Genomic DNA, 13,367 nt, shown 5'->3' with positions numbered 1-13,367 from the left:
TCCCGCGTGGTCAATACGCCGGAGGTCGCGAACCGCCCTGACTTCGGGCGGTTCGCGTGTCGCTCCGACGGAGGACGCGTGCGGGCCGGGTCGGCCGTTAACGTCGAATCATGTCCGGTGCCACCGAATCCGTGCTGCCCGCCGCGACTACCGGACGGCGGATCGCGGAACTCGACATCCTGCGCGGCTTCGCGCTGTTCGGAATTCTGATCACCAATGTCACCGTCGCTACGATGTTGTGGTCGTTCGACGGAACCCGAGACCATCCGCGCGAGCGGTATCAGGGCACCGTCGACCAACTCGTCACCGGTGTCGTGGACGCGCTGTTCTCCGGACGGTTCTACCTGCTGTTCGCGTTCCTGTTCGGCTACTCGTTCACCCTGCAGATCGCGGCGGCCCAGCGGGCGGGGGTCTCGGCCAACGCGCGATTGCTGCGGCGTTGCGCGGCGCTGATGGCGATCGGGCTCGCGCACGTCTTCCTGCTCTGGATCGGCGACATCCTGACCCTGTACGCGATGTTGTGCCTCATCCTGATCCTGTTGCGGAAGATGCGGCCACGCACCGCGCTGATCACCGGCGGCGTGCTGTACGCGCTGTGGTGCCTGTGGGCGTTCGCGCCGGGTTCCGGCGGCGACCCGTACCAGGCGCTGGCACAATTCATCGACCTGCCCGCGCTGCGCGAGGGCTACACCGGCGGTTTCGCCGACACCCTCGACACGCAGCTGTCCTACGCGCCGCTCTTTCTGCTGCTCACCTGGCTGGCGCAAGGAATGACCAGCCTCGGGCTGTTCCTGATCGGCATGGCGGCGGGCAAACGGGGTGTGTTCGAGGACGGCCAGACATTGGATCGGTGGGCGCCGCGCGTGCTGGCGATCGGGCTGGGCATCGGTGTGCCGATCTCGGCGGTGACCTTCGCGATCTCGGTCGGCTGGGATGGTCCGTGGTGGTGGTTCGGGGTGCAGGAGTTGGTGAATCCGGCGATGACCTTCGCCTACATCGCGGGCATCGTGCTGCTCGCCCGAGCGCCGCGCACCAGGCGGGCTATCGCCCGGCTCGCGCCCGCGGGACGGATGGCGGCCTCGAACTACATCGGGCAGTCGATCGTGTTGATGGTGCTCTACACCGGCTACGGATTCGCGCTCGCCGACAAGGTGCCGCCCGCCGGGGTGATCGGGCTGGCGCTGCTCACCTACGCGGCGCAGCTCGCGCTGAGCGCGTGGTGGTTGCGCGATCACCGGTACGGTCCGGTGGAATGGCTGTTGCGGGCGGTCACCTACCTGCGCGCACCGGCGTGGCGTAATCCGGATCACGTCCCCGCGAAAGAGGGTTGACGCCAGCGGGATTGGGCCGCTAACTTAGCAAACCTCATGGGTTTGATTTTCCTGTTCTCCTGATCGCGCCGTACGCGTCGAGCCTCGCTCCGCGTCGGTAATCCCCGCACCCTCCCCACCGCTGTCGCGGTCGCGTCGTCGTGTGCGGGTTCCCCATCGATCCGGCCCGATCGGCCGAGAACAGGAGGCACCCTTGCTTACCGCTGCTCAACTCACCCTCTCCGACGTCACCAAACGCTACGACGACCGAGTCGTGCTCGACCGGGTCTCGCTGACCATCAAGCCGGGCGAGACCGTCGGCATCATCGGCGACAACGGGTCGGGCAAATCGACGCTGCTGAATGTCATCGCCGGGCGCGAACGCCCGGACAACGGCACGGCGACCGTCACAGCCCCCGGTGGAATCGGCTATCTCGCACAGACTCTCGAACTCCCGGGATCGGCGAGGGTGGCCGACGCGATCGACCTGGCGCTGGCCGACCTGCGCGAGCTCGAAAACGAATTGCGTGCCGCGGAGGCGGCGCTCGCACTGCCCGGGCCCGTCGAGCAGCGGCTCAACGCCTACGGCGAGTTGCTCGCCCGCTTCGAGGCGCGTGGCGGCTACGACGCCGACACCCGCGTCGACATCGCGCTCACCGGCCTCGGCCTGCCCGGGCTGGATCGTTCGCGACGACTGGAGAGCCTGTCCGGTGGGGAACGATCCCGGCTGGCGTTGGCCGCGACCCTCGCGGCCGCGCCGGAACTGCTGCTGCTCGACGAGCCGACCAACGACCTGGACGACCGGGCCGTTGCGTGGCTCGAACAACACCTGCGCGGGCATCGCGGCACCGTCGTCGCGGTGACCCACGATCGGGTGTTCCTGCAGCGCATCACCTCCACCGTCCTGGAGGTGGCCGAAGGCGCGGTGACTCGGCACGGCGACGGCTACGCGGGTTACCTCGCCGCCAAGGCCGCCCAGCGTCGTCGCCGCGAGCAGGAGTACGCCGACTGGAAGGCCGAGTTGGCCAGGAACCGTCGCCTGGCGGAGTCCAACGTCGTTCGCCTCGAGGCGATTCCGCGGAAGCTGCCGCTCGCGGTGTTCGCCGCGGGACCGTTTCGCGCGCGGGGGCGCGACCACGGGGCGATGTCGCGGATCCGCAACGCCAAGGAGCGAGTGGCGCGGCTGACCGACAACCCGGTCTCCGCGCCGCCGGATCCGTTGCGATTCGGCGTCGACCTCGTCTGGGCGAGCGAGGCCGAAATGTCTTGTCCGGTGGCTGAACTCGAGGACGTTGTCGTCGAGGGCAGGCTGTGGCTCGACGGGCTGCGCATCGCCGACGGGGAACGGCTGCTCATCACCGGACCCAACGGAGCGGGCAAGAGCACGCTGCTTCGGGTCCTCGCCGGTGAACTCGCCCCCGACCGAGGGTCGGTGCGGGTCGCGGGGCGCGTCGGTTTCCTTCGTCAGGAGGAACTGCCGTGGCCGCCGCGGCTGACGGTGCTGGAGGCATTCGCCTTGGGCCGCCTCGGACACCCGGACGACCACGCCGACACCCTGCTGGCCATGGGCTTGTTCCGTCCCGCGGAACTGCGCCTGCGCCTCGGCGAACTGTCCTACGGGATGCGCCGCAGGCTCGAACTGGCCCGGCTCGTCGCCGAACCCGCCGACCTACTGCTGCTCGACGAGCCGACCAACCACCTCGCCCCGGGCTTGGTGGAGGAATTGGAGGCCGCGTTGGAAGGTTATCCCGGCGCGGTCGTGGTGGTGACTCACGACCGCGCCATGCGAAACCGCTTCGGCGGCAGACGAATGGAGATGTCGGCGGGCGCGCTGGCCGCGTGAAGTTCGGCGGCCAGGCGTGTTCGGTCGGCCGCCAGCTCGAGCCAGCTGATCGGATCTGGTGCCCCGAGGACAACGAGGCGTTCGCACTGGGCCGGTTCGACGGATTCCTCGTGGATCAGCCCCGCGGGGTCGACAGGAGGTGCAGAAGCAAGTCGGCGAACTCGGCCGGTGCATCGGTGAAACCGCTGTGCCCGCCGGGGAATTCGGTGACCTCTATGCCCAACTCGGCGGCCAGGGCGTATGCGGGGCGCGCGGGCAGGTGGAGCGAGGTGTCGCGGCCCGCGCCCAAGACTAGACGGTCGGTGTGGCGACGTAGGGCGGCGAGGTCGGGGTGATGCGAAGTGAATTGGCGCAGTTCGTGTTCCATCATCAGCGGGGCGTTGGCCGTCAGGCGGGCGAGCATGGCGGCCGTGCGCGGCGGGACGGATTCGGGAGCAGGGAGCGGTTTCAGTGTTCCGCCGATGCCCTCCAGGAATCGAGCGGAGGCGGCGACCAGGCCATTGGTGCGGAACAGCTGATGCACTTCGACGACGAACGCGCGCTGCTCGGCCGCATCTGGGAGCAGTTCGAAGAGCGGGGGTTCGTGCGCGATGACGCGGGCGATCCGCTCCGGGTGACGGACGAGCAGCTCCAGCGCCACGATCGCGCCGCCGCTTCCGCCGAACAACGAGGCGGAATCGCCTGCGGGCGTGAGGTGTTCGATCAAGTGGAAGGCGTCGTCGGCCTGCACCTCGACGCGCTGATCGACCGGCGTGGGGGAGTCGATGGTGCTGTGCGAGTAGCCGCGCGGGTCGATCGCGACGACGGTGTAGCGCGCGGCGAGGGTGTCGGCGATCGCATCGAAGATCACGGCGTCACCGCCGCTTCCCGGCAGAAGCAGCAGCATCGGGCCACGGCCGCGGATCTCGTAGTGCAGTGTCGCGCCGGGCACGCGCAAGGTCGCGGCCGTAGGCTCGGTTCGGGTGCTCATGGATTCGCCCTTCTCGTCGGTAGTCGGCCAGTGGGTCAGCGCGGTGTGCAGGGCGTCGAGGATCGCGGCCCAAGACTCCTCGGCCGGACGGGAATGTCCGAAACCGCCCGCCGCCTCCAGCGTGGCGAAGCCGTGAAAAGTGCTGCGCAGCAGTCGAACCGCGTCGGTGAGTGCGGGCTCGGCCAAGCCGTAACCGCGCAACATGCCGTAGGTGAGCTCGATGGCGCGCGCGAAACCTGGCGCGTCGATGGCGAGTTCGGGGTCGAGGGGGATCTGGGTGGCGGCGTAGCGGCCGGGATGGCGCAACGCGTAGTCCCGGTACGCGCCCGCGTAGGCGACCAAGGCGTCCTTGCCCGACCGCCCGGCCACCGCGGCGGCGATCGACAGGGTCTTCTCGTCCGCCGCCAGTATCGCGACGCGGGCGCGCAGCTCGCGCAGATTCGCCACGTGCGAGTACATGCTCGCGTCTTTCACGCCGAACTGCCTGGCCAGGGCCGACACGCTGATGTTGTCGAAGCCGACCCGATCCGCGAGATCCGCCGCGGCACGGGTGATCCGGTCAGCGCTCAGACCGGCGCGTGGTGCCATTTCATCGCTCCAAACCTAGTACGTCTAGGTTTCACCCTAGAGGTCATAGGTTGAGTTGTCGAGTTGTGCTGCACCGGTGCTGGTGGCCTGGCGAATCCACTCACGCTGCCGCTCACCCGCGCCCTCGATCAGCACTCCAGCCGACCACGAGCGCCCAGCAATCCGAAGGCGTTCGTTCTCAGGTACTTTCGGGGAATGGGCGATATCCGGGGGTGGTGCCGAGCTCTCGGCGCGATGGTTCTCATAGTGGCCGCCACACTGGTGGGCGGAGATATCGCCGAGGCGGACGAGCCTGCCTTGGAGTGGGTCGATTGTGCTGCGCTGGAACAGATTCCGGGCCTGGGCCAGCTGAAGTGCGCCACACTCGACGTGCCGATGGACCACACCGTGCCCGGCGGCCCTACGGCACGTATCGCGCTGTTCAAGGCGCCAGCGCGTGATCCAAGGCAGCGACTGGGCAGCCTCGTCATCAACCGGGGCGGACCTGGTTACCCTTCGTCGGTTTATCTGGCCGGCTTGGTTTCCGGCGCGGTGCCGTCCCCCTGGGACGACCGGGTGTGGGATCGCTACGACGTGATCGCGGTCGATCAGCGCGGCGTCGGCTTCGCGACACCGGCGGTAACCTGCTTCGATCCGACCGAAGCCGTCGCGTTCGGATCCGATGCCACGGTTGTTCCGATGAACCCGCAGGATGCCGCGGTGCGTTCGGCCCGAGACGCCGAGTTCGCCATCGCATGCCGACAACGCCACGGCACCCTGCTCGATCATCTGACCACGGCGGCGGTCGCCCGAGACCTCGACCTGGTCCGCGCGGCCCTCGGCGAACCGAGACTGAACTTCCTTGGTCAGTCCTACGGCGCCGCGCTCGCCCTTGTCTACGCGAATCTTTTTCCGCGCCAGGTTGGTTCGCTTGTTATGGACAGCGTGCTGAATCCGGTCCAAGCTTGGTCCGGACCCATCGACTCGGTGTCTTCGGAACGAACCGGGAGCGATGTCGCGACGGCGGAGGCGATGCACGAAGCGCTCCGACTCTGCGCCGCGGGGCAGTCCTGCGCTTTCGCCGCCGACGATCCGGCGCGGGCCTTTCCTGAGTTGCTGGCAAGGCTGCGGGAACATCCCATACCACTCGTCGCGGCGGACGGCGCCCGCACCTCGCTCACCTACTCCAAGCTCGTCGCCTACGTGGGTGGCGTGCTCTACCAACCGTGGGTGTGGCGCGAGGCGGGTCTCGATCGGCTGCTGCACCTCGCCTATCGAGTGGCGACCGCGCCGACCGACACCGAGGCCGCCGAACTGGCTCAGCTCGTGATCGAGCAGATCGATGCGAGCGGACTCGACCGCGCCTACTCGCTGTTGGACGCGCCCTTCAGCGCCTTCACCTGCAACGACAACCAATTGCCACGCTTCGCCCCCGCGTGGTGGGCGAGTGCGCAGCGCCGCGAAGCCGTCGCACCAGGTTTCGCGGCTCTTCGCGCCTATGGCACCAGCATGTGCGCGTTCTGGCAGTCGACACCTTCGGACCGCTACACCGGCCCCTGGGAGGTGCGCACCGACACCCCCGCACTGATCCTCAACAGCCGCTTCGACCCGGCCACACCCCTGTCCGGAGCCCTCGACGTCGCCCAACACCTCGACGGCAGCCGTGTACTGATCCACGAGGGGATCGGCCACATCGTCACCCAACAGTCCAGCTGCGGCGTCCGCGCGATTTCCGACTACCTGACCTCGGGCACCCTTCCCGCCGAGGGCGAGACCTGCCATCCGGACGCAATCCCGTTCGCCTGAAGCCTTGCCGACGACAGCCGCTCCGCTCGACCCGGATCGGTTCTCACAGTTGATATCCATCGACCGGTTGTTCACCGGCTCGGCTCATTCGATCGTCATCGACGATCCGGACCGGATCGCCGAGGGCGTCGGCCAGTTCGTCGAGTTCATCGACGGCCCCATGGCTGGCTGGCGGGCCGGACGGACCACTCTCGCAGAGCTCGTTGCCGCAGCCGAACAGCCACAGCAGCGGTCGTACGGGATGGGTAGCGACTCCCGGCTGGTGCAATCCGCCGTAGCGTTGTGCACGCTGGACGGCCGCGATGACCTCGCCTCCGATCTGATGGCGTGGTTCCTCGCGAAGTACGAGTTCCGCAACGACCGAAAGCGTGAGCAGGCAAAAAGCATTCGACGGAGCTCTGCGCGATCGATTTCCCGGCTACGATGCCGCGCGAGCCCAACGGTTCGGCCAGACACGAACACAGCAGTCGCCCCGAATCCCGAGCGCCGACGGAAGCAGGAGCCTGGGGGCGAGGTCAGCAGAGGGTGTCGCGAGCCCGTAGCGGCCGGTACCCGGTCGGGCCGAGCTGCGCCAGCTCGGCGTCGATGTCGGAGGGATCCGGTTGGATGAGGCCGTGACTGTCTATGACGTAGCCCGCCGGCTTCCGGCCATCACCGACCTGCGGGATCTGTGCCGCTCGCTTGCGATGCTCGATGCGATCCTGAGCCCGGACTGGGAAAGCCGGTATTACTCCTTCGACGCCGCTTGGACCGACGGCGAGGAGATGGCCTCGATGAGCAACGGGTCCGGGGACGAGTACGCCATCGTGTTCTCTGCGGCCGGGGTCTATGTCCGCGGCTTCAGTCACGAATCTCCGATGAGCCCATATGGCAATGACGGCGAGCCCTGGCCGGGAGTGATCGATGAAGTTCCCGATGTCTTCGAGCGCTTCGTCGAGGAGCCGGCGTTCACCGACGAAGACGGCGTGCCCAACGTGACGGCCTGCTTGTGGCGGGACGCGACAGACGATCGCTGGCGCCACGGCACGATCGACTTCCCTTCGGACCGGGCCGATCCCGATGGTGCGACCGATCTGTTTCGACTCCTGATCGACCGCTCACCCGAAGCGTTCCAGCGCTTCGCCGAGGACTACTACGAGGTCCCCGTGGACCTGGAAGCGGTGCGTGCCGTGTACGCCCTGCGGCCGCTGAACCAGGAACTCGTGTCGTCGTTGAACACAGAGATCACCCTGGCGGACCTGGCCCGAGACATCTCCGAAATCGGCTACCCGCAGGCCAGCTGAAAACCGATCTCTCGGCATACCCGAAGCCGCCGAGCGGTCGAGCGCTGCCGACCTCGGCTGACCGAATCAGCTTTTCGGTGGCATGACAGCATGTGGTTGTGATCTGGCCACCATGCATACCTGCCGCTCGTCTCGAGGACGGTGACGTGTCCTTGCGGCACTACTGTTCCGACGATGCGGCCGGGCTTTTCGAGGCGTTGCGCCACGAGCTGGCCTGGGAACACATCCCGCGACGAATCCCACGGGATGTCAACGAGCTCACGGCGGACATGCAACCCACCGCGGCCGCTTCACCGCGTATGACGTTTACTGTGCGTCAGTGGGGGGAGATCGTAGGGAGAACCTCGATCATCTACGACCCGTCCGCACCTGCGGGTGTGGAAATCGGTGCGACGCAGTTCGATCCGTCGGTGTGGGGCACAGGGGTCAATACCAGGGTGAAGCGGCTGCTGGTGCGGGAGTTGTTCGATCGGGGAGCGGAGTGGATCCAGTTTCGGACCGACGAGCGTAATGGGCGGTCGGCGGCCGCGATTCGGAAGCTCGGCGCGACGGAACTCGGTGTGCGGCCGGATCATTTCGTCCGCCGCGACGGTACGCAGCGCCGTAGCCGCTTCTTTCGCCTAGAACCCCCGACGACGTAGTTTCGGCTCGCCGACCTGGCCTCGAAGCGTGCCTGCGGACGTCAATCGGCGCTCGGGAGCCTGGCCTCGCCCGGCTTTTGGCGAACTGCCGTCCGGACGAGCTCGGAGATCCGTGCTGCGGGTACGGGGACACCGGGGGTTTGCAGTGTCCAGCGGAAGAACTCCTCGAGGTTCATGGCGGGGCGTTCGCCGAGATAGGGCTCGATGTAGACCGGGGTGTTGGGTTCGCTGCGCCAGCTGGCGGCGAGGGGGCCGATGTCGACCGCGTCGTAACCGAGCACGTCCAGTAGGCGGGTGGCCTCGGCTTTGGCTTTCGCGTCGTCGCCTGCGATGGGAAGGGCGCTGCGGTCCGGTGCGTCAGCGGGACGGGCGAGGGAGACGATTTGGTGTGGGGTGATGTTGTTGAATGCCTTGACCACCCGGGCATCTGGGAGATGGCTCTGCAGCAGGGCGCTGGAAGTCGATGTCGCTGTGTCGAGTTCGGTCAGGTGGCCGTCGCGCTCGGGGTAGTAGTTGGACGTGTCGAGTACCGTTTTTCCGGCCAGCGCGGCGGCGGGCAGGTGTGCGAAGGCTGTGAGCGGGATGGCCGCGACCACCAGGTCCGCGGCGCGCGCTGCTTCCGCCGGGGTTGCCGCTCGGGCGCGCCCGCCGAGTTCGGCGACCAGGTCGGCGAGGGTCTCGGGGCCTCGCGAATTGCTCAGGACGACCTCGAGTCCTGCCGAAATGGCAAGGCGGGCAACAGAGGAACCGATCATTCCGCTGCCGATGAGTGCGAGTGTGTGCGGCACAACTTCTCCGTTCGTTCGTGTTGACGGAAACCGGCGAGCGAGTGCGCGCCTGGCCCGACTGACAGCATGGAACCGACGCGATCACCCGACCAGGCCCGGAGTTTGCGTACTCACGGCGTGATCACCCACCGAGCTCGGGCGTAGCGTTGTCACGTGGACGACCGGACAGAGCTGAGCGAGTTCCTCAAGTCCCGCCGCGCGCGCCTGCGCCCGGCGGACGTCAGGCTGCGCGACTACGGGGGAGTGCGCCGGGTCGCCGGACTGCGGCGTGAGGAGCTGGCTCGGGTCGCGGGCGTCAGCATCGCGCACTACACGCGCCTGGAACAGGGCAAGAGCGACAGTGTCTCGAACGAGGCATTGAACGCGATCGGCACGGCACTGCGCCTGGACGGCGACGAATTGGCCTACCTGCACCGGATCGCACGGCGTCCCAAGGCGTGTGCGGACGACACTGCCGCGCCGGAAGCGCTCGCGGGCTTGCGCTACCTGCTGAAGTCGTTCGTGATGACACCGGCGCTGCTGATCGGCAGGCACACCCAGATCGTCGGCTGGAACGACCTCGCCGTGGCGGTGTTCGGCGACTTCCCCGCACTGCCCGAAGACCGCCGCACCCTGTCGCACCTCCTGTTCACCGAGCCCTATCTGCGCGACCTGCACGGCGCCGATTGGTCGCGGGTGGCACACGAGCACGTGGCGCACCTGCGCGTGCTGCTCGGGCGGCATCGTGGCGATCGCGATCTCTCGGCGCACATCGAGCGCATGCGTTCTCTCAGCCCGGATTTCGCGCGGATGTGGGCGGGGCACTCCGTCGCGCGGCTTCGGTCCGGAACGTACGTGCTGCGCCACCCGATCGCGGGGGAACTCACGCTGCACCGCGAACTCGTCTCGCTTCCCGACGCGCCGTCGTGCTGCGGGCTGGATCTGTTCGCCGCCGAACCGGGCTCCGCCTCCGAGCGGGCGCTGCGGAAGCTCGGTGGTCGCCTGCCGGTGGCCGCCGACTAGGACAACCCGCCGAGCTGTCGCATCAGCGCGAAGGTGTCGATCGACGCTCCATCAACGGCTCACCACGCTCTCGCTTTGCACATGCGAGACACTCCAGCGGGGTCGGGCGTGTGATGGAATCGTGCGGGATGGCGTGCACCGCATACTTGCGCGGTGTGCCGCGCGGCTGATGGGCGATCAGCGCGCTGTCAGTGCGCTGTCAGCGACGGTCGGCATTGTCATGGGCGTTCCAGAAACACGAAAGGAAACGCCGATGTCCGATGTCACCCTGTCCGAGTTCGTCGAAGCGACCGCCGTGAAGTTCGGGATTCCCGGTCTCGCGGTCGGTGTGCTCGCCGACGGCCGGGAAGTCTTCGCCTGCCACGGCGTCACCAGCGTGGACAACCCGCAGCCGGTCGACAGCGACACGCTGTTCCAGCTCAGCTCGATCACCAAGACCTACACCGCGACCGCGCTCATGCGACTGGTCGCGGAAGGACGCGTCGAACTCGACGCCCCGGTGCGGAAGTACATCCCCGAGCTCGTACTCGCCGACGAGGACGCCGCCGCCAGGATCACCGTGGCGAACCTGCTCAACCACACCGCGGGATTGGACTGGAACCTCGTCGTCGACACCGGCGATGGCGACGACGCGCTGGCCGAATTCGTCGCCCGGCTCCCCGAACTCGACATGATCGCCGCACCCGGCGACCGAGCCTCCTACAGCCAGGCCGGATACAACCTGGCCGGGCGGATCGTGGAGAAGGTCACCGGACAGTCGTTCGAGCAGGCGGTCGCCGAGCTCGTCTTCGCGCCGGTCGGCCTGTCGCACAGCTTCTTCGATCCGCGCGAGATCACCGCCCGCCGATTCGCCGACGGGCACAACGCCGAGCCGGACGGTTCGCTGACGGTCGCGCGCACATGGCGGCCCACGCGCGCCAACAACCCGGGCGGCGGCCTCGCCTCCTCGGCGGCCGACCAATTGCGCTGGGCCCGTTTCCAGCTCGGCAACGGTGGCGCGGTGCTGCCTGCCGAGAGCCTGCTCGCGATGCGTCGTCCCACCGTCGAACTGCGGGCGAGCTCGTTCGGCGACGCCATCGGCATCGGCTGGTTCCTGCGCGACATCGACGGCGTGCGGGCCATCGGCCACGGCGGTTCCGGCAACGGACAGTTCGCCGAACTGCTCATCGTCCCCGAACACGACTTCGCGATCGTCGTGATGTCCAACGCCGGACCCGAGGGCATCGCCTGCAACCAGGTGGTCGTGCGCTGGGCGCTCGAGCACTACCTGAACGTCCTCGACCGCGACCCCGAACCGCTGCCCTACGACGCGACGCGCGCCGCGGAACTGGCGGGCACCTACGACATCGACGCCATGACGCTCACCATCGCCGCCGACGCGACCGGACTCAGCCTCGCGGTCGGCATCAAGCCGAAGATTCGCGCGGCCTCCGACCAGGAACTGCCGCCGGACTACCCGGCCGCCGCTATCGGCCTGCTGCCCGGCGACCGCGACGAATACGTCGTCACCGACGGCGGCCTGCGAGGACAGCTCGGCTACTTCTCCCGCGACGACAACGGCCGGATTGTCGGCATCGACCTCGCGGGGCGGCTGTTCCAGCGCATCGACGCGTGAGCCTTGGCGCGGCCGCCGTCCGCTACCTCGCCTCGCCCGAGGCCACCTGAACCGCGGTCCTGGTAGTCGACAGGGCCTCTTGCTTGCACCGAGTGCGGAAAGTGATCTTGTGGCTGCGCGCATCGTGTCACCCACCTGGACCCCGGTCAGTCCGACAGCTTCGCCGATCCCGTGCCGCGCGGCACCTTCCGGGTCGACCCGCAACAGATGCCGCGCGTGGCCACCGGCCCGGTCAACATCATCACACTGGCCTCGCCGTCGGAGGTACAGGTGGATCTCGTCGAGCTCCGGCGTGCGGTACGTGGACGTCTCGGATCGCGGGTTTCGCGAGGTCGCCGCCATGGACGCCCCCGGCGTGCAGCCCATCCCGCCGCAGGCGCTGGACGAGGTGCTGGACCAGACGTTCACCGACACCGCCCAGATCCAGAGCGCCATCCGCGACGACTGGGGCGGCGCGAACTGGCAGCGCATCGCCAACGGCGTGTACGGCTTGGTGGACAAGGACAATCGCGTCTCGGCGCGGGCGGCACCTCGCTCGGCATTCGCGAGAGCATCGTCGGCGTCAACATGACCTACGACGGCCATCTGATCGTCGTCTCCTCGCGCGGTCTGATCGCGATCGACCGCGAACTGTCGGGGCAGCCGCAGCAGATCCGCTTCGGCGACGACGAGACCGTCTCCAACTCGATCGCCGTCGATGAGAAGGGCGGCATCTACGTCGCCTCCGACAAGATCATGCGCAAGGTCGTGTGGACCGGCACCAAGCTGTCCATCGAGCAAGCCGACGGCGCCTGGTCCGCGCCCTACGACTTCGGCCGCCAGCCGCCCGCGGTGAAGTTCGGCATCGGCACCGGATCGACGCCCACCCTGATGGGCTTCGGCGAGGGCTCCGACGAACTCGTGGTGATCACCGACGGCGCCGACCACATGAAGCTGGTCGCCTTCTGGCGCAACGAGATCCCCCAGGGCTTCCAGCCCAAGGCGAACGCCGAGTCCAACCGCATCGCCGACCAGATCGAGGTGACCGCCGGACTGCCGGAGCCGAAGCCCGAGTTCATCCAGAGCGAGCAGTCCGTGGTCGTGCGCGACTACGGTGCGTTCGTCGTGCAGAACATCGGCGCGGGCGGCAATCCGGACCGGTTGGTCGATGTGCTCGCCAACGGTCCGGTCGACGAACCGCCGCACGGCATGCAGCGCTTCGAATGGGATCCGGCCGCGGACAAGTGGACGTCGGTGTGGGAGCGCGGTGACGTGGTGTCCACCTCCATGGTGCCCGCGGTGTCGACCGAGGCCGGAATCGTGTTCGTCAACGGCTACAGCAAGGCCGACGGCTGGGAGGTCACGGGCCTGGACTGGAAGACCGGAGAGACCGTGCACCGCACCATCTTCGGGCAGTCGAACTACGGCAACGGCGCGTACGCGATCATCGAGGCGTTCCCGAACGGCGACCTGCTGTTCAACAGCGTCGGCGGCCCGTTCCGGGCGAAACTCGACAAGTAGCGCGAAAAGCGCTGGCCCCGACCGAGTCTCCGGTCGGGGCCA

General features: G+C 68.0%; 10 protein-coding genes and 1 pseudogene. 9 read left to right on the top strand and 2 right to left on the bottom strand.

The window, feature by feature from the left end; translation table 11 throughout:
* The first annotated feature begins 110 nt into the window (after positions 1 to 110).
* The gene (locus tag ABZV58_RS20325) at positions 111 to 1,331 is read left to right on the top strand and encodes a DUF418 domain-containing protein (protein WP_355001677.1); all 1,221 of its coding nucleotides are present in this window, start codon (positions 111 to 113) and stop codon (positions 1,329 to 1,331) included.
* A 193-nt stretch (positions 1,332 to 1,524) separates the two neighbouring features.
* Positions 1,525 to 3,153 carry a TlrC/CarA/OleB/SrmB family ABC-F type ribosomal protection protein gene (locus ABZV58_RS20320; protein ID WP_355001676.1) on the top strand — a complete coding sequence of 543 codons (1,629 nt, stop codon included), beginning with the start codon at positions 1,525 to 1,527 and terminating at the stop codon, positions 3,151 to 3,153.
* A 115-nt stretch (positions 3,154 to 3,268) separates the two neighbouring features.
* Here the strand turns inward: ABZV58_RS20320 and ABZV58_RS20315 are convergent, their stop codons facing one another.
* Positions 3,269 to 4,711 carry an alpha/beta fold hydrolase gene (locus ABZV58_RS20315; RefSeq protein ID WP_355001675.1) on the bottom strand — a complete coding sequence of 481 codons (1,443 nt, stop codon included), beginning with the start codon at positions 4,709 to 4,711 and terminating at the stop codon, positions 3,269 to 3,271.
* A 246-nt stretch (positions 4,712 to 4,957) separates the two neighbouring features.
* Between ABZV58_RS20315 and ABZV58_RS20310 the strand changes: the two genes are divergently transcribed.
* From ABZV58_RS20310 to ABZV58_RS20300, 3 genes are all read left to right on the top strand, one after another.
* The gene (locus tag ABZV58_RS20310) at positions 4,958 to 6,496 is read left to right on the top strand and encodes an alpha/beta hydrolase (protein ID WP_355001674.1); all 1,539 of its coding nucleotides are present in this window, start codon (positions 4,958 to 4,960) and stop codon (positions 6,494 to 6,496) included.
* Between the two features lie 614 nt (positions 6,497 to 7,110).
* Positions 7,111 to 7,779, top strand: coding sequence for a hypothetical protein (locus ABZV58_RS20305; RefSeq protein ID WP_355001673.1), 669 nt, complete (start codon positions 7,111 to 7,113; stop codon positions 7,777 to 7,779).
* A gap of 146 nt (positions 7,780 to 7,925) precedes the next feature.
* Positions 7,926 to 8,420, top strand: coding sequence for a GNAT family N-acetyltransferase (locus ABZV58_RS20300; protein WP_355001672.1), 495 nt, complete (start codon positions 7,926 to 7,928; stop codon positions 8,418 to 8,420).
* Positions 8,421 to 8,461: 41 nt separating this feature from the next.
* Here ABZV58_RS20300 and ABZV58_RS20295 read toward each other — a convergent pair.
* A pseudogene (locus ABZV58_RS20295) lies at positions 8,462 to 9,274 on the bottom strand (NAD(P)-binding domain-containing protein); the annotation flags it as partial.
* An 87-nt stretch (positions 9,275 to 9,361) separates the two neighbouring features.
* Between ABZV58_RS20295 and ABZV58_RS20290 the strand changes: the two are divergent.
* The 4 genes from ABZV58_RS20290 (at position 9,362) to ABZV58_RS20275 (ending at position 13,325) form a co-directional block, all read left to right on the top strand.
* Positions 9,362 to 10,210, top strand: coding sequence for a helix-turn-helix transcriptional regulator (locus ABZV58_RS20290; protein WP_355001671.1), 849 nt, complete (start codon positions 9,362 to 9,364; stop codon positions 10,208 to 10,210).
* Positions 10,211 to 10,463: 253 nt separating this feature from the next.
* Entirely contained in the window at positions 10,464 to 11,825 is a 1,362-nt protein-coding gene (locus tag ABZV58_RS20285; RefSeq protein WP_355001670.1) for a serine hydrolase domain-containing protein, read from the top strand.
* Between the two features lie 292 nt (positions 11,826 to 12,117).
* Positions 12,118 to 12,396, top strand: a complete 279-nt coding sequence (locus tag ABZV58_RS20280) for a hypothetical protein (protein WP_355001669.1) — start codon at positions 12,118 to 12,120, stop codon at positions 12,394 to 12,396.
* Positions 12,393 to 13,325: a hypothetical protein gene (locus tag ABZV58_RS20275; protein ID WP_355001668.1), complete on the top strand. Its 933-nt coding sequence runs from the start codon at positions 12,393 to 12,395 to the stop codon at positions 13,323 to 13,325. The genes ABZV58_RS20280 and ABZV58_RS20275 overlap by 4 nt, the downstream gene beginning before the upstream one ends.
* Positions 13,326 to 13,367: the final 42 nt, after the last annotated feature.

This window comes from Nocardia sp. NPDC004654 (assembly GCF_040609595.1).
GTDB lineage: Bacteria > Actinomycetota > Actinomycetes > Mycobacteriales > Mycobacteriaceae > Nocardia.
Note: the sequence above shows the minus strand (reverse complement) of the source record. Positions and strands in the feature narration are given on the sequence as shown.

Coding starts and splice junctions, on each gene's coding strand:
- ABZV58_RS20325 (WP_355001677.1), top strand. CDS start 111: ATGTCCGGTGCCACCGAATCCGTGCTGCCCGCCGCGACTACCGGACGG.
- ABZV58_RS20285 (WP_355001670.1), top strand. CDS start 10,464: ATGTCCGATGTCACCCTGTCCGAGTTCGTCGAAGCGACCGCCGTGAAG.
- ABZV58_RS20315 (WP_355001675.1), bottom strand. CDS start 4,711: ATGGCACCACGCGCCGGTCTGAGCGCTGACCGGATCACCCGTGCCGCG.
- ABZV58_RS20275 (WP_355001668.1), top strand. CDS start 12,393: ATGACCTACGACGGCCATCTGATCGTCGTCTCCTCGCGCGGTCTGATC.